The organism is Nocardia sp. XZ_19_369, assembly GCF_015355715.1.
Classification (GTDB): domain Bacteria; phylum Actinomycetota; class Actinomycetes; order Mycobacteriales; family Mycobacteriaceae; genus Nocardia.
Genome location: NZ_JACVED010000013.1, coordinates 149,331 through 172,531 on the forward strand (window position 1 = coordinate 149,331; position 23,201 = coordinate 172,531).

21 protein-coding genes are annotated in these 23,201 nt (G+C 67.9%); 8 read left to right on the forward strand and 13 right to left on the reverse strand.

The window, feature by feature from the left end; genetic code table 11:
• Window positions 1–85: 85 nt before the first annotated feature.
• The 5 genes from IBX18_RS38325 to IBX18_RS38345 all read right to left on the reverse strand — a co-directional run bounded on the left by IBX18_RS38325 (window position 86) and on the right by IBX18_RS38345 (window position 5,788).
• A complete protein-coding gene (locus IBX18_RS38325; protein ID WP_194838313.1) occupies window positions 86–796 on the reverse strand; it encodes a type 1 glutamine amidotransferase in 711 nt (236 codons plus the stop codon).
• A complete protein-coding gene (locus IBX18_RS38330; protein ID WP_194838314.1) occupies window positions 796–2,028 on the reverse strand; it encodes a MurT ligase domain-containing protein in 1,233 nt (410 codons plus the stop codon). The genes IBX18_RS38325 and IBX18_RS38330 overlap by 1 nt, the downstream gene beginning before the upstream one ends.
• 68 nt (window positions 2,029–2,096) lie before the next feature.
• A complete protein-coding gene (locus IBX18_RS38335) occupies window positions 2,097–2,720 on the reverse strand; it encodes a pyridoxamine 5'-phosphate oxidase family protein (protein WP_194838315.1) in 624 nt (207 codons plus the stop codon).
• Between the two features lie 57 nt (window positions 2,721–2,777).
• Window positions 2,778–4,553 carry an FAD-dependent oxidoreductase gene (locus IBX18_RS38340; protein ID WP_194838316.1) on the reverse strand — a complete coding sequence of 592 codons (1,776 nt, stop codon included), beginning with the start codon at window positions 4,551–4,553 and terminating at the stop codon, window positions 2,778–2,780.
• A gap of 275 nt (window positions 4,554–4,828) precedes the next feature.
• Window positions 4,829–5,788 carry an EamA family transporter gene (locus IBX18_RS38345; RefSeq protein WP_194838317.1) on the reverse strand — a complete coding sequence of 320 codons (960 nt, stop codon included), beginning with the start codon at window positions 5,786–5,788 and terminating at the stop codon, window positions 4,829–4,831.
• Between the two features lie 115 nt (window positions 5,789–5,903).
• Between IBX18_RS38345 and IBX18_RS38350 the strand changes: the two genes are divergently transcribed.
• A complete protein-coding gene (locus IBX18_RS38350; protein ID WP_194838318.1) occupies window positions 5,904–6,818 on the forward strand; it encodes a LysR family transcriptional regulator in 915 nt (304 codons plus the stop codon).
• Between the two features lie 242 nt (window positions 6,819–7,060).
• Window positions 7,061–8,320 (forward strand): KasA/KasB family beta-ketoacyl-ACP synthase, encoded by a 1,260-nt coding sequence (locus tag IBX18_RS38355; RefSeq protein WP_194838319.1) that lies wholly within the window; start codon window positions 7,061–7,063, stop codon window positions 8,318–8,320.
• A gap of 53 nt (window positions 8,321–8,373) precedes the next feature.
• On the opposite strand, the gene IBX18_RS38360 is transcribed toward IBX18_RS38355, so the two are convergent.
• Window positions 8,374–10,005, reverse strand: coding sequence for a MinD/ParA family protein (locus IBX18_RS38360; RefSeq protein ID WP_194838423.1), 1,632 nt, complete (start codon window positions 10,003–10,005; stop codon window positions 8,374–8,376).
• A gap of 320 nt (window positions 10,006–10,325) precedes the next feature.
• Entirely contained in the window at window positions 10,326–12,122 is a 1,797-nt protein-coding gene (gene leuA / locus IBX18_RS38365; RefSeq protein ID WP_194838320.1) for a 2-isopropylmalate synthase, read from the reverse strand.
• Between the two features lie 269 nt (window positions 12,123–12,391).
• Between leuA and IBX18_RS38370 the strand changes: the two genes are divergently transcribed.
• From IBX18_RS38370 to IBX18_RS38385, 4 genes are all read left to right on the forward strand, one after another.
• On the forward strand, window positions 12,392–13,159 hold the full coding sequence (locus IBX18_RS38370) for a sulfite exporter TauE/SafE family protein (RefSeq protein WP_107653728.1): 768 nt from the start codon (window positions 12,392–12,394) through the stop codon (window positions 13,157–13,159).
• Between the two features lie 147 nt (window positions 13,160–13,306).
• Entirely contained in the window at window positions 13,307–14,926 is a 1,620-nt protein-coding gene (locus tag IBX18_RS38375) for an alpha/beta hydrolase (protein WP_194838321.1), read from the forward strand.
• A 178-nt stretch (window positions 14,927–15,104) separates the two neighbouring features.
• Window positions 15,105–16,751 (forward strand): GMC oxidoreductase, encoded by a 1,647-nt coding sequence (locus tag IBX18_RS38380; RefSeq protein WP_228542433.1) that lies wholly within the window; start codon window positions 15,105–15,107, stop codon window positions 16,749–16,751.
• A 71-nt stretch (window positions 16,752–16,822) separates the two neighbouring features.
• Window positions 16,823–17,662 (forward strand): ion transporter, encoded by an 840-nt coding sequence (locus tag IBX18_RS38385; protein ID WP_194838322.1) that lies wholly within the window; start codon window positions 16,823–16,825, stop codon window positions 17,660–17,662.
• On the opposite strand, the gene IBX18_RS38390 is transcribed toward IBX18_RS38385, so the two are convergent.
• From IBX18_RS38390 to IBX18_RS38405, 4 genes are all read right to left on the reverse strand, one after another.
• Complete coding sequence (locus IBX18_RS38390) at window positions 17,640–18,851, reverse strand: low temperature requirement protein A (protein WP_194838323.1); 1,212 nt, start codon at window positions 18,849–18,851, stop codon at window positions 17,640–17,642. The two genes, IBX18_RS38385 and IBX18_RS38390, sit on opposite strands and share 23 nt — an antisense overlap.
• 90 nt (window positions 18,852–18,941) lie before the next feature.
• Window positions 18,942–19,412: an SRPBCC family protein gene (locus IBX18_RS38395; protein ID WP_194838324.1), complete on the reverse strand. Its 471-nt coding sequence runs from the start codon at window positions 19,410–19,412 to the stop codon at window positions 18,942–18,944.
• A 333-nt stretch (window positions 19,413–19,745) separates the two neighbouring features.
• Window positions 19,746–19,931, reverse strand: a complete 186-nt coding sequence (locus IBX18_RS38400) for a DUF1918 domain-containing protein (protein ID WP_194838325.1) — start codon at window positions 19,929–19,931, stop codon at window positions 19,746–19,748.
• A gap of 30 nt (window positions 19,932–19,961) precedes the next feature.
• Window positions 19,962–20,567, reverse strand: a complete 606-nt coding sequence (locus tag IBX18_RS38405; RefSeq protein WP_373889267.1) for a TetR/AcrR family transcriptional regulator — start codon at window positions 20,565–20,567, stop codon at window positions 19,962–19,964.
• A gap of 73 nt (window positions 20,568–20,640) precedes the next feature.
• On the opposite strand from IBX18_RS38405, the gene IBX18_RS38410 reads away from it, so the two are divergent.
• Entirely contained in the window at window positions 20,641–21,204 is a 564-nt protein-coding gene (locus IBX18_RS38410; protein ID WP_194838327.1) for a dihydrofolate reductase family protein, read from the forward strand.
• A 29-nt stretch (window positions 21,205–21,233) separates the two neighbouring features.
• Window positions 21,234–21,809, forward strand: a complete 576-nt coding sequence (locus IBX18_RS38415) for a dihydrofolate reductase family protein (protein WP_194838328.1) — start codon at window positions 21,234–21,236, stop codon at window positions 21,807–21,809.
• 87 nt (window positions 21,810–21,896) lie between these two features.
• On the opposite strand, the gene IBX18_RS38420 is transcribed toward IBX18_RS38415, so the two are convergent.
• Together IBX18_RS38420 and IBX18_RS38425 are read right to left on the reverse strand one after the other, a co-directional pair.
• Window positions 21,897–22,331, reverse strand: a complete 435-nt coding sequence (locus tag IBX18_RS38420) for a secondary thiamine-phosphate synthase enzyme YjbQ (protein ID WP_194838329.1) — start codon at window positions 22,329–22,331, stop codon at window positions 21,897–21,899.
• A 157-nt stretch (window positions 22,332–22,488) separates the two neighbouring features.
• Complete coding sequence (locus IBX18_RS38425) at window positions 22,489–23,058, reverse strand: hypothetical protein (protein WP_194838330.1); 570 nt, start codon at window positions 23,056–23,058, stop codon at window positions 22,489–22,491.
• Window positions 23,059–23,201: the final 143 nt, after the last annotated feature.

Here is a 23,201-nt window from a genome sequence, read left to right on the forward strand (position 1 = left end):
CACACCCCGGAGCCTATCGGTCGAGTCGCGTTTGTCGATCAATCACGACGCGACCTGGCATTGTGCTGCCCGCAGGCGGAGTAACCTACGCGCGCAAGCGTTCGCGGCGCAATTGCTCGACCTCCGGCATCGGCAGCGGCGCCAATTCCGCGACACCGAGCGCCCGCGCCAAAAGCAGGTCGGCGAGTTCGGGATTGCGGGCCAAGGCCGGACCGTGCATGTAGGTGCCGATCACCGAACCCTGCACCACGCCTTCGAGCCCGTCGCCGACGCCGTTGCCGACCCCGCGGGTCACCCGGGCCAGCCCGGTCGCGTCGCCGCCGAGTTTCGTGCCGCCCCGGTGGTTTTCGAAACCGGTCAGCGCCGCGCTGAGCCCGGTGAGCAGGGGAGCGGTGGTCACCTCGCCGATCGCGCGCTTGGCCTGCGGCGCGGTGGTGACGTCGATCATGCCGACGCCGTCGACCCGCTCGCCGGTGGACGTCTCGTACCACTGGCCGAGCACCTGGATAGCGGCGCAGATGGCCAGTACCGGAGTGCCTTTCGCGGCCGCCTGCTGCAGGCCCGGGTAGCGCTGCAGGTGCCGGGTCGCCAGCCGCTGTGCCGAATCCTCCGCACCGCCAAGGGTGTAGATGTCCAGCGAGTCGGGAACCGGGTCGGCCAGCGTGATTTCGACGACCTCGGCCTCGTAGCCGCGCAGCCGCAGCCGCTGCCGCAGCACCAGCGCGTTTCCGCCGTCGCCGTAGGTGCCCATCACATCGGGCAGTACGAGACCGATGCGGAAGGTAGATTCGCTCATTACTTCGCCTCGAGGTCGCGGTTGAGATCCCGGAATGCGGTGTAGTTTGCCAGCACCTCGACGTGGCCCGCCGGGCAGGAGGCGATGGCGCGCAATGGGTTCGGCACCGTGGTGTGTTCGACGCCGGCATAGGTGAGACGCACCGCGAGATCGGTGGCCCGCTCACCGGAGGCGACCACCTGCACGCCTTCGAAGTGCTCGAACCGCACGTCCCACAGCCAGGACAGGTCCTCGCCGTCGGGCACCTGCCCGTTCACCGCGATCACCAGTCCGGCCGAGGCGGGCTCGATCATCGACAGCGCTTCCTGCCAGCCCGCCGGGTTCTTCGCCAGCAGCAGCCGCGCGGCGTGTTCGCCGACCTGCACCGTCCGGTAGCGGCCCGCGATCTCGCGCACCGTGCCGGTCGCGGTGACCGCGGCCGCCGGATCGGCGCCGAGCGCGATCGCCGCGGCCACCGCCTGTGCGGCATTGCCCCGGTTGGCCCGGCCGGGCAGCGCCAGCGTCAGCGGGAACCGCAGCCCGTCGGGGCCGACCACGTCGTCCCCGTCCAGCCACCAATCCGGTTCGGGCCGTTCGAAATCGGCACCAGTACTGCGCCAGTGCGCACCCTCCCACAGGATCGGCTCACCACTGCGCGGGCAGCTGGTCGCGTCCATCGACCAGCCGCTGCCGGCGGCCACCCACACCACGTTCGGGTGGTCGTAGGCGATCGAGGTCACCAGCACGTCGTCACAGTTGGCGATCACCACGGTGTCGGGATGACGAGCCAGGCCCGCGCGCAGTTTGCGCTCGATCATGTTGATCTCGCCGACCCGGTCCAGCTGGTCGCGGCTCAGGTTCAGCAGCACGACGGCGGCCGGGTCGAGCGCGTCGGTGACGTGCGGCAGGTGCAGCTCGTCCACCTCGATCGCGGCGAGCGGCGCGTCCCGGTGCACGCTGAGCGCGGCCACGATGCCCGCGTCCATATTGGCGCCGTCGGCCTGGGTGGCGACCGCGCCGAGCGTGCTCAGCGCCGCGGTGGTCATCCTGGTCGTGGTCGACTTGCCGTTGGTGCCGGTGATCAGCACCGTGCGCTTGCCACGGCCGAGCTGGCCCATGATCGTCTTGTCGATCTGCAGGGCGATGAGCCCGCCGATCATCGATCCCTTGCCGCGCCCCGCCTTCTGCGAGGCCCACGACGCTGCCGCCGCCGCCCGCAGTGCAATACGCCCACGCACCGAAATGTCTGCCACGCCGCGAGTCTATGTTCGGCGCCGGTTCCCGGCGCGGCCCGGTCCAGTGGCGTGGCCCACCCGGCCGGTCAGCCCTGGTAGAGCTTGGCGTTGTAGTTGGCGGGCGCGTAGTGGTGCTCGAGCTCCTCGATGCTCTCGGCGGTGTCGGCCTGAACTTCCTTGACCAGGTGCGCCCACGACGGCAGGCCGTCGTCGGGCCACTGCTCCGGCTCCCAGAGGTGACTGCGCAGGAAGGCCTTCGCGCAGTGGAAGAAGATCTGCTCGATCGCCACCTCGACGGCCAGGATCGGGCGGTGGCCGCGCACCACCATGTCGTCGAAGTAGGGGGCGTCGCCGATGAGCTTCGCGCGGCCGTTGATTCGCAGGGTCTGGCTGCGGCCCGGGATTACGAACATCAGCCCGACGTGCGGATTGCTGAGGATGTTGAGGTAACCGTCGGCCCGCCGGTTGCCCGGGCGCTCGGGAATCGCGAGGGTGCGGTCGTCGAGCACTCGCACGAAGCCCGCCGGATCGCCCTTCGGCGACGCGTCGCAGTTGCCCGCGGCGTCGCTGGTGCTCATCACCAGGAACGGGCTGGCGGCGATCCAGTCGCGGTCCCTGGGGTGCAGCGCGACGCGCTCCTTGTTCGCGGCGCGGGGTGGCACCTCGCCGAGCAGTTGTCGCAGTTCGGCCGGGTCGGTGATCGCACGCATACCCGATTCAAGCATCGTCGTGCCGAATCCGGTGCTGCGGTAGGGCGATCGGTCGCCTCAGAGCTGGAGGTCGAACATGTTGGGAGCGCCCGCGGCGTAGCGGTCGGCGTCGATGCGGCGCAGCGGTTCGAGTTCGGTCGCCCGGTACAGCGTGAACATCCGGCAACGCTCCGCGTTCGAGCCCGCCACGTCCAGAAGCGCGTTCACCGCCGCGCGGGCGGATTCGTTGGCACCTTCCATGGTGGCCAGGTCCACATTGGTGCGCACGTAATCGCCTGCGAGGAACAGGTTTTCGAGCGCGCCGTGCGGTTCCGGCCGGAACTCCCACGAGCCCGCGGTATTGATCAGCAGCGGGTCGGCGTTGGTATTGCGCCGCTGGTCCGGCTGCCAGGTGATGCCGGGGTCGAGGAACCAGGAGTGCAGGTCGGCCTCGCGCAGCAGGTCGCCGCGGTCGTCCAGGTGTGCGGTCAGCTGCGCCCAGACCTCGCGGGCGATCTCCTCGTGCGTGCACTCCTTGGCGGGCTTGCCGAAAAGGATGCCCGGTGTGTTCCAGTCGGAGATGTCGACCGACAGGCAGTCCTGCACGGTGCCGTCGCCGAACTCGCTGAATTTGCGGGCCCACACCTGGTTCTGGTTGATCGAGGTGAGCGCCCACGGCGCGTCGATGTAGGCGGTGTGGCCGCGCGAGATGTCGGCGGGGGTGCGCAGATAGAACTGGATGCCGTTCATCCAGTCGCTGAAAAGCCGGTCCATCGCGGCCAATTCGGGCCGCACCGCGAGTACATCGGGCGACCAGAGGGCGCGGGCCTGCTCGGCGGGTACGGCGACCACGAAATAGTCGGCGTCGATGGTGCGCTGGGTGCCGGTGCGGTCCACGATGCGGGCCGCGGCGATCCGGCGGTCGCGCACCTCGAGCCCGCGCACCTCGGCGCCGAGCTCGAACTGCACGCCGAGCTCGCGCATCCGCTGCAGCCAGGGGTCGATCCAGACGGCGTTGGTCGGCCCGTTCAGCACCCGGTCGAGGCCGCCGTCGTTGCCGATCTCAGCCGGATTGCCCAGGAACTGTTCGCCCATGTTGCCGATGGTGCGGACGCTGGCGACGTCCTCCTTCGCCGCGACCATGATGCTGGTCAGCGTGCGCGAGAGCAGCGCGCGGAATTCGTGGGAGCGGACGTGGCCGCCGACATAGTCGCGCCAGGAGGTGTGCTCCCACTGGCCGAGGCGGCGGGCATCGCAGCTGCTGTTGAACACCAGCAGGCGATTGGCGAAGTAGACACCTTCGCTGCCAGGCATTTTGAGGGTGGTGGCGAGGGCGGCGCCCAGGGTTTCGCGGAAGCTGTCCGGGTTGAACGCCATTCGGGCTCGCGGGCCGAGCGGCAGCCGGAAATCGTCGCCGTCGCGCCGGGCGAAGCGCGCCTCCGGCACCGCGACCAGGTTGTTCCACACGCCATTGGGGTTGTCCGCGAACGGGATCCGGCGCATGGTGTCCGGCACGTGCTGATAGAAGCCGGGGAAGAACCGGAAGCCGTGCTCGCCGGGTAACTCCGGTCTGCCGCCGGAAGCGGTGCCCGGCACCGGCACGCTGCGGGCCTTGCCGCCCCAGGCGCGGCGCTCGAAAATGGTTACCTGGAAACCGCGTTCGATCAGTTCGTGCGCCGCGGTCAAGCCCGCTACGCCACCGCCGAGTACCGCGACCCGCCTACCGCCCGGAGTACCGGCGGCAGGCCCCGATCTCAGTGCACCGGTCAGCAGTGCCCCCGCTGTCGCTACCCCCGCCGTAGCCGTTCCGCGAAGTACTGTCCTCCGCGATACGGTCCACCGATCATCTGCCATGCGCCGCACTGTGCCTAGCCTCGGGACCTTTGTTACACGTTGTCACTACTGTAAAGCGGCAGGTCCGCACCGGCGTACCCGCCCCGTGCCTGGCCCGAGGTGAAGGCTGATTCGGACGGCGGATGTGAGCATAGCGATATTCGGGTTCGGATAGGCGAACCTGTGATGACGGTTTCTCGAACCCGTTGGCACACATAAATATCCGCGCTGTTTTGGGATTCGACACCGGGGCCGTCGCAGCGTGTGCGCGGCGCGCGACGTTGGCAACGGGAGTCTCAGGTCTGCACGAGTTGCGGTGTGCCTGGGCGTCGCCCGGCGGCCGCGTCGAGCTCCACCGCTTGATCGGCGGCCACCGCCGGGCGCTTGCCCGAGGTCGCGGCGAACGCGCCCGCGATGACGATGACACCCCCGACCAGTGCCAGCGGCGTCGGCGTCTCGTCGAGGAACATCCACGCGGCGGCGATACCGACGACCGGAACCAGCAGCGTCAACGGCGCGACGACGCCCGCCGGGTAGCGGCTCATCAGGTAGGTCCACAGGCTGCTGCCCACCACGGTCGCGAGCACCGCGATGTAGGCCAGCGCCACCGGGGCAGGCCAGCCTGCCGCGGAGAACGAGTCGGCCACGGCGCGCAGCCCGACGGTCGGTCCTTCGGCGGCGGCGGACAGTGCGAACAGCGGCAGCGGCGGGATGACGGCGATCCACAACGTCAGGTGCAAAGTGTTCAGCCCCGGCGATTCGAGGGTGGCCCGGCGCGCACCGATATTGCCGAAGGCCCAGCCCAGCCCGCCCGCCAAGGTCAGCAGCACCGGCAGCAGGCTGGCGTGTTCGAGGCGGTCCCAGCCGATCACCGCCATGCCCGCCATCGCGACCACGATGCCGGCGACCTGTACCGGCCGGATCCGTTCGCGCAGGAACAGCGTGCCGAGCAGCACGGTGAACGGTGCCGACGATTGCAGCACCAGGGAGGCGAGCCCCGTCGGCATGCCGATCCGCATCGCGGTGAACAGGAAGGCGAACTGCAGGATGCCGAAGCCGGTGCCGTACAGCAGGATCCAGCGCATCCGCACCTTCGGGCGCGGGACGAAGAGCAGGACCGGCACCGCGATGACCGCGAAGCGCAGCGCGGCGAAGAAGAAGGGCGGGAAGTGATCGAGCCCCACTCGGATGGCGAGGAAGTTCAGTCCCCAGAGCAGGACGACGGTCAGCCCGAGCAGGCGGTCACGAGTGTTCACGCGGTCCATCGTTAGCGTCACGAACGTTCAGGACAATCGAATTGAGTTGGAGTATTGCGGTAGTTTTGCTTCATGATCGCAGCGCAAGACGTCCGGCACTGACGTGGCACCGTCGATGTCGGTGGATCGGCTGCGCGTGCTGCGCGAATTCGCCGATCGCGGCACCATCGCCGCGGTCGCCGCCGCGCTGTCGATGACGCCCTCGGCCGTCTCCCAGCAGCTCAAGGTGCTGGCGATGGAAGCGGGCGTGGCGCTGCTGGAACGCGACGGCCGTCGGGTCCGCCTGACCGACGCGGGCCGCGCGCTGGTGGTACGCGCGGACGAGGTGCTCGCCGCGCTGGATCGCGCGGTGGCCGAGATGGCGCACTACCGCGGTTCGCCACGCGGCCGCGTGCGCGTCGCGGTGTTCCCCTCCGGCGGCGCGCTGCTGCTGCCCGCGGTGCTGTCCGCCATGGCCGACAGCGGTGTCGACCTCGTCGCGAGCGATGTGGACCTGCCGCCGAGCGAGGTGTCGCGGCTGCTCGCCGATTACGACGTGGTGCTGACCCATCGGGACGAGCGCGCCGAGCCCATCACCGACCCGCGGGTCACCGTGCACCTGCTCATGCGCGAACCCATCGATGTGGTTGTCGCGCCGACTCATCGGCTGGCCGGTCGCACCGCGGTGACCCCCGAGGAGTTGGCCGACGAGACCTGGCTGAGCGTTCGTGGCGGCTTCCCGATCGATGACGTGCAGCGCTCGATCGCCACCCTGACCGGGGTGCAACCACGAATAGCGCAGCGACTCAACGACTTCCGCGTCATCGAGAACTTGGTCGCCAGTGGGTACGGTGTCGCGTTGATGCCCCGCTATTCGGTGGCCCACCCCGAGCTCTCGGTGCTGCTGCTCACCGGCGTCCGCGCCGCCCGCCTGTTCGAACTGGCGATCCGCCCCCGTGCCGAGGGCAGCCCCGCCATCGCCGCGGTGATCGCGGCCTTCCGTGCCGCCGCGGCCGGCGTCACTGCCGAATCCGTGACGAACGGGCAGTGATCCGCCGACGAGGTCATTGTCGAGTATCCACAGTCGGGCTTGCGACGCCCATCGGACCGGCTCGCGAAAGCACTGGTACAGCCGTCGGGTGTAGAGCGTAGGCTCTGAATCCCGTTGCGTCGTTGGCACATTCTCACAACATCCGTGCCCGCTCTGTGAGAGTTCCACACATGCCCTGACCGCGCGACAGCCAAATAGATTGCAGGACAGTCCAGCCGAACCGATGAAGGATTTTCGACACGATGCGTGATATCTCCGAGTTCTCCACCCGCAACGGCGGATTCCGAAGCGTGGTGGTGACCGCGGTCGAGGTGTCCTCCGCCCTCGGCGCCGATGCGGAGTCCACTTGGAAAGGGTTGGTGGCGGGCGAGAGTGGTGTCCGGGCGCTCGACGACGCGGAGATCGAGAGCAGGCAGCTGCCGATCAATATCGGTGCGCAGTTCAAGAGCGATCCGACCGCCGAGCTCGATCGAATCAAGAAGCGGCGCATGTCCTATGTCCAGCAGGTCGCCTACGTGATGGGCAAGCGGGTCTGGGAAACGCTGGGCGCGCCCGAGGTGGACCAGGACCGGCTCGGCATCTCGATCGGCACCGGCATCGGCGGCGCCGAAGTCATCGTCGACTCGAACGACCTGCTGCGGGACCAGAGTTATCGCAAGGTCTCCCCGTTCGCTATCCCGATGGCCATGCCGAACGGTCCCGCCGCGGTGGTCGGGCTGGAACTCGGCGCGCGAGCGAGTGTGGTGACGCCGGTGTCGGCCTGCTCGTCGGGGTGCGAGGCGCTGGTGCACGCGTGGCGATCGATCATCCTCGGCGAGGCCGACATCATTGTCGCCGGTGGGGTCGAGGGGCGGATCAATGCCCTTGCGCTGGCGGGCTTTACGAACATGCGCGCCCTGAGTTCGCGGGTGGCGGAGCCGGAACGCGCGTCGCGCCCGTTCGACCGCGACCGGGACGGTTTCGTCTTCGGTGAATCCGCGGCCCTGCTCGTGCTGGAGTCCGAGGAGCACGCCCTGGGGCGCGGTGCCCGGCCGCTGGCCAGGTTGCTCGGGGCGGGCTTGACCGCCGACGGCTACCACCTGGTCGCACCAGATCCCGAGGGTCGCGGCAATGCCCGTGCCATGCGCCGCGCGCTGCAGACCGCGGGCGTCGACGGCACCGAGGTCGACCACGTCAACGCGCACGCCACCGGAACGCCGTTCGGAGATCTGGCCGAGGCCAAGGGGATCGCCGCCGCGATCGGCAAGCATCCCGCCGTCTACGCGCCCAAATCGGCGCTCGGTCATTCGGCGGGCGCGGTCGGTGCGCTGGAGGCGGCGATCTCGGTGCTGACCCTACGCGACGGGGTGATACCGCCGACCCTGAACCTGGAAAACCAGGACGCCGACATCGATCTCGACATCGTCGGCGGCGCAGCACGTTACGCGGACATCCGGTACGTGATGAACAACTCGTACGGATTCGGCGGCCACAATGCGGCGGTGCTGTTCGGGAAATACTGAAAAGAGTGCGGCCCCGATGTGAATACATCGGGGCCGCACCGTCTTTCGATCGTTCAGTGACCCATCGGTCCGGGGTGGTGGTACTGCTGCGCGCCGACGTAACCGAAGTCGTCGGCGACCATCGCGGCCAGTTCCAGCAGGGCGCGGCGGGTCGGCTTGCTCACCAGTTCCAGGTCGATCTCCGCGCCTTCGGCGAGGTGATCGTCGAAGGGCACCACCTGGACCGCGCGGGTGCGGTCGAGGAAGAGCTTGCGGAGCTGGTCCAGGTCGACGGTGGAGGCGCCGCGGCGGGAGGCGTTGACCACGACGACGGTGCGCTCGACGAGCTTGCCGTAGCCGTGGTGGTCCAGCCAGTCCAGCGTGGCCGAGGCGCTGCGGGCGCCGTCGATGGCGGGCGAGGTGACCAGCACCAGGGAGCTGGCCATGTCCAGCACGCCTGCCATGGCCGAGTGCATCAGGCCGGTGCCGCAGTCGGTCAGGATGATGTTGTAGAACGACTGCAGGATGCCGATGGCCTTGCGGTAATCGGCCTCGCTGAATGCCTCGGAGACCGCCGGATCCTGTTCGCTGGCAAGCACTTCCAGGCGACTGGGCGCCTGCGAGGTGTGTGCGCGCACGTCCGAGTACCTGCTGATGTGCTGGTCCTCGAGCAGGTTGCGCACGGTGGACCGGGTCTGCCGGGGCACCCGGTGCGCCAGCGTGCCGAGGTCGGGGTTGGCGTCGATCGCGATGACGCGGTCACCGCGCAGCGACGCGAACGTGGAGCCGAGGCCGACCGTGGTGGTGGTCTTGCCGACACCGCCCTTGAGCGACAGGATCGCGATCCGATAGTCGCCGCGCACCGGCTGATTCACCCGGTCGACGAGGTCGCGGTAGACGACGTCGGCCGCGGACTCGCCCGGGTTGAGCACACCACCGGTGGCCTTGTGCACCGCGCGCCGCCAACCGCTGCGCGGCGCCCGGCGGGCCCGCTTGAGCAGGTTCAGGTCGTTGACCGAGTGGCCGGGCTGGCCCGGCGCGGGCACATGCTGTGGCTGGAACGGCTGCGCGGGCTGGTGCGGGTTCGGTCCACCCTGCCAGCTCGGCGGGGGCACCTGTCCCATCGCCGGCGGCTGCTGCTGTCCCATCGGCGCGGGCGGCGGCTGATAGGCAGGCTGCGGCGGTGGCTGATGGGTCACCGGCGGTGGCGGCGGCGCCCAGCTGTAGATGGGCGCGGCCTGCTGTTCGGCTTGCGGCGCAGCGGCTTCGGCGTGTTCCTGCGGCACCCGGCGGACCAGCCCGTCGGGGCCGATCTCCTGGCGGTATTCGCCGTAGCCCGGGTTCTGCGGTTCGGGCGCGATCTGGTGACTACCGCTGTGCGCGGCGGCCGGCTGGTACTGGCCGGTCTGGTACGGCTCATATGCGCCGGGTGGCGCGAACGGTCCGGCGTTCGGCGGCGCGTAGCCACCGTACTGCTGCTCGGCCTGGGCAGGCGGCGCGAATCCCTCGGGCGGACCGTAGGACTGCTGCGACATCGCGTGCGGGTAGGACACGGTCTGGTCGGTCGAGCCGCTGAACTCGGGCTCGGCCGGCTCCTGTTCCGGCTGCGCCTCGGCCGTCTCGGGCTCGGCCACTTCCACGTCGCCGGACTGCTCCGCCGACGGATCGGCGGCGGGCTCCGACTCTTTCGCGTCGGCCGTGTCCACCGATTGACTCTGCAGCCAGGGCGGTGAGGTCGGGTTGTGGTCGTTTGTTGTCACAGTTCCCCCATCTGCTCGGGACTACGAGCAGAGAGCTCGGCGCTTGAGTGCGAAACCAACGCTAGCACGGGGTTCGCGGGCTCGCGTCGCGGTATGGACGGCAGACGCGCATGGATGACACACCGCCGATATCTGGTCTCCGACAGCAAGATCGAGAGCCGGATGCCGGGCCGATCAACGACCTCCGCATCCGGCTCTACCGTACTCGACCTGCGCTATCGGTGTGCGCGGTTGGCCGAGGAGCCCACCGCGCACCGATGCGGTTGCTACCGGTGTGCGCGGTTCACCGCGGAGACCACCGCGCGCAGCGACGCCGTGGTGATGGAGGTGGCGATGCCGACGCCCCACACCACCTTGTCGCCGATCGCGCACTCCACGTAGGCGGCCGCTTGCGCGTCGTCACCGGCGGACATGGCGTGCTCGGAGTAGTCCAGCACACGGACGTCGAAACCGACGGTCGCGATCGCGTCCACGAACGCGGCGAGCGGGCCGTTACCGGTGCCGGTGATCTCCTGCTCGGCGCCGTCGACCTTCACCACCGCCGCGATGGTGTCGGTGCCGCCGTCGGTTTCGGACGCGGTGACCTTCTGCCGGATCCGCTCCAGCGGCCGGATCGGGCTCAGGTACTCGTCGGCGAAGACGTCCCACATCTCCTTGGGAGTGACCTCGCCGCCCTCGCCGTCGGTGATCCGCTGGACCGCCTGGGAGAACTCGATCTGCAACCTGCGCGGCAGCGCCAGGCCGTGATCGGTCTTCATGATGTAGGCGACGCCGCCCTTGCCGGACTGCGAGTTGACCCGGATGACGGCCTCGTAGGTACGGCCGACGTCCTTCGGGTCGATCGGCAGGTACGGCACCGCCCAGGTGATGTCGTCCACGTCGGCGTCCGCGTCGTCGGCGGCGACCTTCATCGCGTCCAGGCCCTTGTTGATGGCGTCCTGGTGACTGCCGGAGAACGCGGTGTAGACCAGGTCGCCGCCGTACGGGTGGCGCTCGGCGACCGGCAGCTGGTTGCAGTACTCGACGGTGCGGCGGATCTCGTCGATATCGGAGAAGTTGATCTGCGGGTCGACGCCGCGGGAGAACAGATTCATGCCCAGGGTGACCAGGCAGACGTTGCCGGTGCGCTCACCGTTGCCGAACAGGCAGCCCTCGATCCGGTCCGCGCCGGCCTGGTAGCCCAGTTCGGCGGCGGCCACGGCGGTGCCGCGGTCGTTGTGCGGGTGCAGCGACAGCACGATCGAGTCGCGGCGGGCCAGGTTGCGGCTCATCCACTCGATCGAGTCGGCGTAGACGTTCGGCGTGGCCATCTCGACGGTCGCGGGCAGGTTGATGATCAGCGGCTTGGCCGGGGTCGGCGCGATGATCTCGGAGACCGCGTCGCAGACCTCCTTGGCATACGCCAGTTCGGTGCCGGTGTAGGACTCCGGGCTGTATTCGTAGCGCCAGTTGGTGTCGGGGTAGCGCTGCTCGATCTGCAGGCACAACGTCGCGGCGTCGGTGGCGATCTTCTTGACCGCGGCCCGGTCCGCGCGGAACACCACTTTCCGCTGCAGGATCGAGGTGGAGTTGTAGAAGTGCACGATCACGTTCTGGGCGCCCGCGCAGGCCTCGAAGGTGCGCTCGATCAGCTCGGCGCGACACTGGGTCAGCACCTGGATGGTGACGTCGTCGGGGATCGCGCCGTCCTCGATGATCTCGCGGACGAAGTCGAAGTCGGTCTGGCTGGCCGACGGGAAGCCGACCTCGATCTCCTTGTAGCCCATCCGCACCAGCAGGTCGAACATGCGGCGCTTGCGGGCCGGGCTCATCGGGTCGATCAGGGCCTGGTTGCCGTCGCGCAGGTCGACGGCGCACCAGCCGGGCGCGACGTCGATGATCTTGTCGGGCCAGCTGCGGTCGGGCACCGTGATCGGCTCGACCTCCTCGGCGAAGGGCCGGTACCGGAAGGTCGGCATCGAGGAGTTCTTCTGCGTGTTCCAGGCGGGCTGGTCGCCGGGGGCAGGCTTGGAGGGCGGCGTGATGGTGCGCGCGCCGGATACGAAAGCGTCAGCAGGGGACATGGCGATTTCTCCGAGGGTGTGGTGTTTCCCAAAGGGTGGGTCGACCGGCGCGGCAAAACCCCGCGGCGGGAGCCGGTCCGATCAGACCCCGTCGCGGCGGCTGAGAAGAAGTGCCCGCTGCATGATGTCGGCGAGTTTACCGTGTGGCAATACACCTCCGGAACCCCGGTCCCGTCGTCGGGTCATCCGACGTGGCGGCTAGCGTTCGCGCCAGAAGCAAACGCTTGTACGGATCTGGCGATCCGACGGGACGTCGAACGGACTCGGGCATGACTTGGTTAGAACAACTGGCCGTCTTCGGTGCGGGCATCGCGGCCGGCGGCATCAATACGATCGTGGGTTCGGGCACCCTGATCACCTTTCCGGTACTGCTCGCCTTCGGGCTGCCGCCGGTGACCGCGAACGTGTCGAACACGATCGGCCTCGTTCCCGGCTCGATCAGCGGCGTGCACGGCTATCGCCGGGAACTCGCCGGGCAGCGGGAGCGGCTGCTCCGCTTCGGCACCGCGTCGCTGCTCGGCGGCATCACCGGCGCGATACTGCTGCTCACCCTGCCTGCCGACGCGTTCAAGGCGATCGTGCCGGTGCTGATCATCGCGGCGCTGGTGCTGGTCGTGGTGCAGCCGCGGCTCTCGCGCTGGGTCAAGCTGCGGCGGGAGAACGGCGACAGCCCGGCGCCGAAACACGGTGGCCCGATCCTGTTCGTGGCGATCTTCGCCACCGGCATCTACGGCGGCTACTTCGGCGCGGCGCAGGGCGTATTGCTGATGGGGCTGCTCGGGGTGTTCGTGCACGAGGACATGCAGCGGCTCAACGGCATCAAGAATGTGCTCGCCATGCTGGTCAACGGGGTGGCCGCGGTCATCTTCATCGTGATCGCCGACGTGGACTGGCGGGCGGTGCTGCTGATCGCGCTCGGCTCGATCATCGGTGGACAACTCGGTGCGAAGATGGGCAGGCGGATGCCGCCGACCGCGTTGCGCGCGGTCATCGTCGTGGTCGGCCTCATCGCGGTGGTCCGATTGTTGATGACTTAGGAGGTGGCGCGTGGTGTCGACGAACCGCGGCCCAGGCCTGGTTCCGGCGTAGTGGTGCGCTCGGGGTCTGCGGCACCGGAATTCTCAGGGTGCAATTCATCCCTACGACGGACGACGCCCGCGCCGTTGCGGCACAAGATGATCGGTATGCGTGGGTGGAGGATCGTCGTCGTTGCCGCACTGGCCGCGGCGCTGGCAGTGAGCGGTTGCGGCACGCCCGCCAAACACGAACAGGCAGTGGCCGACCTGGTCGCCCAGGCCGATGCCGCGCCGACCCCGCGGCTGGACTGGGTGCCGTGCCAGGAGAAGGCCCTGAGCAAGCTGCAATGCGCGACGGCGGCGGTACCGGTCGACTACGCGCAGCCCGCGGGCCCGACGCTCGGGCTCGCGCTGGTCCGCCAGCCCGCGACCGATCAGTCGCGCCGCATCGGCACCCTCTTCACCGCGGCGGGCGGACCCGGTGCCTCCGGCATAAACTGGGCGAGCAAAGGCGAGATGTTCCCCGGCGAGATCGCGCGCCGGTTCGATGTGGTGACCTTCGATCAGCGTGGTCTCGGGCGCAGCTCGCCGGTCCGCTGCTTCGCCGATACCGAAGCGGCGCAACGATTCTGGTCCGGTGTGCGGTTGCCGCCGGTGGGAGCCGAGCAGGCGGCCGCGCAGGCGCGTGCCAGCCGGGACCTGGCGGCCGGTTGCGCCGAGCACAGCCCCGCCCTGCTGCCGCATCTGACCACCGTGGATGCCGCGCGCGACCTGGATCTGCTGCGCCGTGCCGTCGGTGACAAGCGGTTGACCTACGAAGGTGGTTCCTACGCCAGCTATCTCGGCGAGGTGTACGGCGCCGTCTTCGGTGACCGGGTGCGCGCGCTGAGTCTGAGCTCGATGATCGACCCGGATGCTTATACCGCCGACACCCGCTCCGAGATCGCCGCCATGGCGGCGGGCACCGAAGAGGTGCTGTCGGAATTCTTCCGGCTGTGTGCCCGAGCCGGCCAACCGCGCTGTGCTTTCGCGGCGGGCGGTAAGGCGCCCGCCGACCCGATCGAGCAGATCCGCAGCGACCAGAAGCCCAGTGGCGGTGAGGATTTGCGGGTCCGCGACACCGCGCTGCTGGAGCGGCTGCGGCAGGGGCCGGTAGTGGTCGGTGAAGGCGAGCGCGCCCGGCCGATCACCTATACCGAGGTCATGTCCACGCACGCGCTGCTGTTGTACGACGCCGAGGAAGGCTGGCCCGCCTTGGCCCAGCTGCTCGCCGAACTGGAGCGCGGCGCGGCGGGCAACCCCGAGGTGGTGCGCGCGATCCTCGACGCGGGCAAGTTGTCGCCCGCGTTCCTCGACTCGTTCACCGCGATCTCCTGCGCGGACAACACCTTTCCCCGCGACCCGGAGCAGTGGCCCGCATTGGCCGCGGAATTGGGCGCGGACGGACCGACCTTCGGCGCGTTCTGGCTGTACCTGCGGCAACCGTGCGCCGCGTGGCCGTCCCCGCAAGGTGGCTACCCGCAGCGCTACGCCGGACCGTGGATCCTGCGCTCGGACGTACCCGCGCTGCTGTTCAACAACCGGTTCGATCCGGCGACGCCGCTGACCGCCGCGCGCAAGGCCCAGCAGGCCCTGGTCAACGCGCGCCTGGTGGTGGTCGAGGGTGGCTACGGGCACGACACCACGTTCGACTGCACCCGGCGGCTGCAGGAGCGTTACCTCATCGACCAGCAACTTCCCGCCCCCGGCGCGACCTGCGAAGCCGATCGGCCGCCGTTCGCGGGCTGAGCCGCCGACTCCTGGCGTCCACTTGCCGCGGCGTTTCGTGGCCTGCTCGTCACCTGGCCGTTCCTGCCGCCCGGCGGTCCTCGAGGCTCATCCGGCGGGACAACGGAAGGGGGACAACGGATGACGGGCAGACGACGACTGTTCAGCCGCCAGGAATACCGGTAATCTGCGCTCGGCCATGCGTGATGAGGGAGGTGGCTGGGTGCGTAGACGCGCCTTCTTCAAAGCTGTTGGTGCAGCCGCGCTGTTCGGTGCTGCCGCGAGCACGTCGCTGCCCGCCCGACCGGCGTCCGCCGACCCGGCCTGGAATGTGCTCTTCCAGTCCTGGGTGCCGGAAATCTTTGCGCCACTACTCGATCCGCCCGAACACTCGCCCGCGATCGTGGTCGGCTCCGGCTTCGGCGCCGCGGTCACCGCGCTGCGACTGGCCGAGGCGGGCATCGCCAACACGGTGCTGGAGCGCGGGTCGCGCTGGCCCAACGACCCGTGGCGGGAGATCTTCACCGGCGACGACCTGCCGGACGGCCGCGGCTTCTGGCATCGCACCAGCTTCACCGGTGTCAGCAAGGTGCCGATGCGGTTCGCCAGCTTCGGCGGCGTCCTGGACTGCACCGAATACCCCGGCATCGACGTGTGGCGCGCGTCGGCGGTCGGCGGCGGCTCGGTGATCTTCACCGGCGCGATGGTCGCCCCGGAACGGCGCTTCTTCGACCACCTCTTTGGCGGCACCGTCGAGTACGGCGAGCTGGACCGTGTCTACTACCCGCGGGTGCGGGAGATGCTGCGGCTGAGCTCGATGCCGGGCGACATCTACGCCGCCAAGCCGTTCACCCACTCGCGAGCCTGGGACGATCAGGTCCGCAAGGCCGGCTACCAGCCGATGCCCAACGACTCGATCTTCAACTGGGACATCCTGCGCGGCGAGCTGGCGGGCAGCACCCGGGCCTCGGCCACCGCCGCCCGCAGCAATCTCGGCAATTCCAACGGCGCCAAGTTCGACCTGAACCAGAACTATCTGAAGTACGCCGAGGGCACCGGCCGGTCCGCGATCTTCCCCGGCCACCAGGTCGAGTCCATCGCCCAGGAGCCGGGCGGCCGGTATTCGGTCCGGGTGACGAAGCTGGCGCCGACCGGCGAGGTGCTCGGCACCCGCACCCTCACCTGCGACCGGCTTTTCCTCGGCGCAGGCTCGGTGGGCACCTCGGAGCTGCTGGTCCGGGCCCAGGCGACCGGCGCGCTGCCGAACCTCAACGAGCACATCGGCGACGGCTGGGGCACCAACGGTGACGTGGTCCTCGGCCGCGGCGCGAGCGCGCTGGCCGGTCTCGGCCAGGGCGTGCCCAGCGCCAGCCGGATCTTCGACGAGTCCGGGCTGCCGCTCAGCCTGGAAAGCTGGTACATCCCCGGCATCCCGTTCGAGACGGGTGCGCTCGCCTCGCTCGGCATGGTGCTCGACCCGGCACGCACGCGGTTCGGCTACGACGCGGCGGCCAACCGGGTCGGGCTGTCCTGGCCGAGCAGGAACCGGGACGAGATGGTGGCCGCGGCCCGCGCGGTCGACCACCGGATCGCCGAACGCGCCGATGCCGTCCTCGAATACGGCGCCCTCGGCTACGACGCGAACGCTTTGTTCACCGCACACCCACTGGGCGGCGCGGTGCTCGGCAAGGCGACCGACGGCTACGGGCGGGTGCACGGGCACCCGGGGCTGTACGTGATGGACGGGGCCGCCATTCCGGGCAGCACCGGAACCGTGAACCCGTCGCTGACCATCGCCGCGCTCGCCGAGCGCAATATCGAGGCCATCATCCGCACCGGAAAGTAGACCTACCGCCGCTGGGCGGTGCTGCCGACTACCCTCGGCCTGACCGTTCGGCGTTGAAGGGAACCCAGGTGATGGCTGCGAGCACCACTGCGGTGAGCGAGGAACTCCCGGAGGGCGATTACCCGCGTAAGCCGCCCACCCTGTGGACCGACTTCGTGATGTTGGCGCTGGCCATCGTCTCGGTGGTGCTGGTCGGCTGGATCACCTTCTTCACGGTGTCCGACCAGACCTATCGCACGATCGTGATCGTCGACTGGGCGGTCTGCGGGGTGTTCGCCATCGAGTTCCTGTGGCGCTGGCGCCGGGCCGGCTGGCCGTGGACGTTTCCGTTCGTCTACTGGTACGAGGTCCTCGGCATGATCCCGGTGACCAGCCCGTTCTTCCGCGGGTTCCGGCTGCTGCGGATCGTGGTGATCGTGGTCCGGCTCGGCCGCGTCGCCGATCGCGTGTTCGGCGACCGGGTAACCGCCGCGCTGGTCAACCGGTTCGTCTCGACGATCGTCGAGACGATCAAGCGGCCGATGACCATCGCGGTGATGGACGAGGTCGCCCACGTGATGCGCACCGGCCACTACACCCGCAATATCGCGGCAGCGCTGCAGGAGAACCGGTCCGAGCTGGACGAGATGATCCTGGAGCTGATCAAGAAGGACCCGCAGGCGGGCCGGGTGCGCTACATCCCGTTCCACGACGACATCATCCGGCTGATCGCCGACACCACCTTCCGCATCCTGTTCCAGGTGCTGGAGGATCCGCGCACCGACGAACTGGTCTCAGATGTGTTGCGGGAGAACATCGATCAGATCCGGCTGGCGGTGCAGCACGATATCCGGGTGCCGCCGTCCGCGTACGGGCCGACGGCCGACGAACACGGCGTGCGGCATCACCTCAGCCGGATACCCCGTGCCTGATCTCGTCGCGCGGCTGCGCCAGTTTGATTGTCTCCCAGACGATCAGCGCGCCGAGCACGGCACACAGCAGGGCCAGTGACGCCAGCGCGGGCAGCGCGGCCGCCAAGGGGATCAAGGCGAGCAGCAGCACGATCGTGACCACGCGGGGCACGCTGATCATCCCTGTCGCATAGTGTTTCGCGCCGACCAACGCGATCAGATACAGCACGACCCCGCCGTACAACGCGAACAACGGAATTCCGTACAGCGCGTCTTTCAACGTGTGATGGGAAGAGTCACCGACATAGTAGAGAACTTTTTTCAAACCCAGTGAGAGCCCGATGATCCCGACGATCATCGGAAAATGCCAAAAGGTATAGGCGCCGCGCGCGATCTTGATCTGCTTCGCGCCGTCGGCGTGCTTCAGCTCGTGCTCGATCGACAGCGCGGCGACATCGAAATAGGTCCACCACAGCAGTCCGGACACCGCGAGCCCGAGCAGTGCGCCGACGGCGATCGGCCACGAAATCGGCAGTCCCGCCACGCCGATACCGATCGAGACGATCGACTCGCCCAGCGCCACAATGATGATCAGCCCATATCGCTCGGCGAAATGGGTCGCCGAATTCAGCCGCCAATCGGTGCCCGCGAGCAGGGTCCACAGGTAGTCGCCCGCGATCGCGGCGATCCACAGGCCGATCTGCAGCGTGCCGGAGGTCATGGCGGCGATCACCAGCAGGGTGGTACCGATGGTGATCGACCCGAGGGCCCAGCGCAGCACCTGGTTGCGCAACTGCGCGTCCTCCGTGCTGGCGAGCCAGAACATGATGACGTGGACCAGCCGGACCACCAGGTAGGCGATCGCGAAGACCAGCGGCCCGTACCAGCCGCCGGGCAGGTCGTGGAACGCTTCGGGAATGGTGAGGGCGGCCAGGAACGCGCCACCCATCGCGGTGAACATCGCGACCCTGGCGAAGCCCTCGTCGGCGCGAATCACATTGCCGAGCCAGGAGTAGGCGATCCACAGCCACCACATCAGGGCGAGCACCAGGAACGCCCGCAGCATGTTCTTGGCGCTGGTCTCTTCCGCTGCCAGGTCGGTGACCATGGTGAACGCGAAAACGAGGACGAGGTCGAAGAACAGCTCGAGCTGCGTCACCGACGCACCTTCGGCCACCGGCTGGAGCCGAACCCGTTTGGAACCGATCATGGTGCACATAGTCGCACCCCGATCGGGTCGGCGCGTGTCAGCCGCGCCCCGCGTCACCCGATTTCGCTCTGCGCGTACGTCTACCGGTGGTTATTCGTTATAGCTATACGGCTTGATTGTTTCCGGATCGGGAAATCCCTCGGCAAATTCGATGAAATTCTGCACCGCGATCTCATTCTGCTTCCGCACGGTGCGCTTGAGTAGTAGGCCGGGCACCGGGATGGGTAGGTAGATCTCGGTGTGGAACCAGACGTCGGTGCCTTCCCGGCCGTCGGAGACCTCGAACCAGCCGCCGCCCTTGACGCCCCTGGTGCTGTCGGTGACCTGCCAGGACGACCGGACGTCGGTCCAATCATATTCCAGCACTTGCAGATCCGAGCCGTTCATCAGTTCGGCCTTGACGAAAACTCGAACCGGCCTTCCTCGGTCGTCGCGGGAGGCGACTCGGGCATCGGTATATCCGGGCGACCATTCCGGGAGCATTTCGACAGCTGCCAACGCATCCATCACCTGCGCGGAATCGGCGTCGACGACGAATCGAATATCGGTTCTCGTGCGCATGTAAAACCTTCCGACCCCCGATGGACAACTCAGCCCGATTCTCTCTATCGGTTATCTGATTCGTCAACCTCGACGTCCTGGTCAATGGTCCGTCGAGGGGTCGACATGGACGTATGTGTCCAGAACGTAGCTCGGGAGAACGGTGAACAACTTGCAGGTGGAATGGTTTGGTACAACATCGCGCGTGTGTTCGGGCGAGTTGTCATCGAAAAGCCAGGTGTGCGGCGTCGCTTGCTGAATCGCTGTGCGGACGCCGCCGCGCGGTACCGCGGGCACTGGCACGTTGCCGTGCGGGCACTGTCATTCCGCGCCCCCAGGCCTGGTCGGGCCGGTTCAGCCCGCCGGTTCGACGACAGCGTCCGGCCCCGGGTACACCAGCGACTCGTGTCCGTCGGCGTAGCGCACGAGGTAGGGCGGCGATCCTTCCGGTCCGCGGACCTCGATGATCTCTGCTTGGCGATCACCTTGGCCCACAACGTGTCCGTGTACGAGCAGTCGATCTCCGACATTCGCGATCATCGCCCCATTATCGGACGTAAGTGACAGGGGTCACAAGGTTTCCGGTATGGAGACCTCCTGGTCTTCCCGGCCGATCACCCGATCGACCGCCGCCTCGATCAGCTCCTGGCTCTGCTGTTCGGTGAATACGTCCGGCAGCGTGAGCCGGTCGACGATCAGCCAGTTCAACGCCAGATAGAGCAGGAGCACGGATTTTTCGTCGCCGGGCAGGCCCGCGTCGAGATGGTTGCGCACATTGAAGTCGATGTCGGCGCGCACCCGATCGGTCAGCACCGCCCGCAGTTCCGGTCGCCGGGTCGCTTCCAGGCGTAGCTCCAGCAGCGCGAGGTAGCCGGTGCGGAACGCCTCGATGCGGCCGACGGTCTCCTTCATCAGTTCGAGGATGTGCGCCCTGGTCTGCGGCCCTTCGGCCAGCTTGGCCATGGTCGCCTCGGTCGGCTGCAACCGCTCGTAGAAGCGCCCGCCCGCCTGGGTCAGCAGATCGTCGCGGTTCGCGAAGTAGTTCGACGCCGTCCCCGCGGGCACGCCCGCTTCTTTGTCCACCGCGCGAAAGGTGAGTCCGCGGGCTCCGTCACTGGCCAGGACCTCGATCGCGGCGTCGAGCAGCGCCTGTCGACGTTCAGGGTTGGTCCGCACTTGACACCACTCCATCTGTAGTACTACATTTCAACCACTTCGATCAGAGTACAACAGGTTGGGCGGTCCCGGAATGCGAAAGCTCGTCTACTACGTCGCCGTGTCACTCGACGGATACATCGCAGGTCCGGCGGGCGAGTTCGACTTCTACCCCTACGACGAAAAGATGCTTACTTGGCTCAACACGCAGTACCCGGACTTCGTCCCGACGTCGTTCCGGCCGCAGGTGGGCATGCCCCTGGATACGCCGAACACGCGCTGCGACACGGTGCTCATGGGCCGCGCCACGTACGCCGTCGGCGTGAGCAACCCGTACGCGCACATGCGGCAGTACGTGGTGTCCAGCACGCTCGGCAGCGTCGATGACCCGGCCGTCGAACTGGTGCAGTCCGACCCGGTCGGCCTGGTACAGCGGCTGAAAAAGGAAGAGGGCCTCGACATCTGGTTGTGCGGCGGCGGCAAGCTGGCCGCCGCGCTGCTGGGCGAGATCGACGAGATGATCATCAAGAGCTACCCGGTCGTCGCGGGCAGCGGCATCTCCGCCTTCGCCGGGGAGTTCCGGCCGACCATGTTCACCCCGACCCGGCGCAAAGAATTCGGCAACGGCGCGCAGGTCGCCTGGTTCACCCGCGCCTGATCAATCCCCTGCACGAAAGAGGCTCTGCTATGCGAAAACTCGTTTACTTCGTCGGTATGTCGCTCGACGGTTACATCGCCGGACCCGACGGCGGAATCGATTTCTATCCGCTGCCCGAGGATTTCACCGGCTGGATCGCACAGGATTACCCGGAAACCCTGCCCACCCATGCTCGTTCGTATTTCGGCGTCGCGGCGGACGCGCCGAATCAGAAGTTCGACACTTTGGTAATGGGCCGGGGGACTTACGAACCCGGCCTGGCCATCGGGGTGACCAGCCCGTACGCGCATATGCGGCAGTACGTGGTGTCGACCACGCTCGGCCGGATCGATGACCCGACCGTCGAGTTGGTCGAGCGAGACCCGCTGGCCCTGGTGCAACAACTGAAAAAGGAAGAGGGCCTGGATATCTGGCTGGCAGGCGGTGGAAAGCTGGCCGCCGCTCTGCTGAGTGAAATCGACGAGATGATCATCAAGAGCTACCCGGTCGTCGCCGGCACCGGCATCCCCGCTTTCGCCGGAGAGTTCCGCCCGACCCTGTTCACCCCGACCGGGCGCCGGGAATTCAGCAACGGCAACCAGGTCACCTGGCTCACCCGCGCCTGACCCGAATCCACGGACGGCCCAGCGGTACTCGCCGCTGGGCCGTCGTCGTCTCACCGAGTCGGCCCCGGCTCGACGGTCGTGGGTAACTCAGCCCTCGCGCAGAAACGACAACCGCACCTGGCGATCGGGGTTGTCGACATTGAGGTCGACGAAGGCGATGGACTGCCAGGTCCCCAGCGCCAGCTCGCCGCCGATCACCGGGATCGTCGCGTACGGCGCGATCAGCGCGGGCATCACATGGGAGCGCCCGTGCCCGCGCGACCCATGCGCGTGCCGCCAGCGATCGTCGGCGGGCAGCAGATCCCCCAGCGCGGCGAGCAGATCGTCGTCGCTGCGCGCGCCCAGTTCCATCACCGCCAGGCCGGCCGTGGCGTGCGGGACGAAGACGTTCAGCAGTCCGTCACCGCCACCGGAGGCGTCGCGCACGAAGGACGCGCACTGCCCAGTGATGTCCTGCACGACCTCGGTCCGTCCGGTGGTCACCGTGATTACCGTGCTCTTCGTGACCCCATGGTGCGTCATTCACCCGGTTTCGTCGGCGCGCAATGCCCGGGTCCCCCCGAAGTGATTCCAGGACCAGCTTCACCCCCGACGTGGCATTGCTCCACGCCGGGGGCTCAGTACTCGAGGGCAACCGCCGCAACACCAAAGTCTGCCCGCTGGGACAGTGATTGCGGTTTCAGTCTTCTTCGTCGTCCGCCGGTCCCTCCCCGTTTTCCTTTGCCAGTACCTTCAGCATCATCTGCATCTTCTTGTCGTACAGCTCGAGGATCGCCTCTTCCTCGTCCATACCCGGCTTCATCTTCGTACCGAGTTGCTCCTCATAAGTCTTGAATGCGTTTCTCCAGTCGGCCTTGAATTCCGCACTGCTGCACATCAGATGCTGCCAATGCCGCAGCGCGTCCGCGTCTGAGGAGCCGAGCGGCGGCGCGTACTTGCGGTCCGGCCCCATCAAGGCGCGGCGAGCCTCGTCGGCCGGATGGACGTTGTTCCGATACTGCAGCGGGGAGAGCTTGTAGGCCTCGTAGTAGTCCCTGATTCCTTGATCGCTGAATTTCTCCCCCGAGCAGAACTCGTCCGCGATCTTCGACCACTTGGCAAAATTGTCTTTAGCCTGTTCCTGTTGCAACGCTGCCGCCTGCTCGCCGGGATCGGCGATCGGAGCGGGAATCGCGTGCGCCGCGGCGGCCACGGCGATGAGTGCAGCCGAGAATCCTGCTGCAATCAGTGCGGCCAGCGGTTTGGCCATTATTCCTCCTACGTAGTGAAGCCGACTCGGCCTAGTTGGTTCGATACGGAAGGGTCTTCGGATGTGTCCGGGTCTTCGGCTTCGCCGATCTGCGGTCCGGTGGGGGTCCCCACCGGGCCCGACCTGCGCGGCAGGTCCTCGGG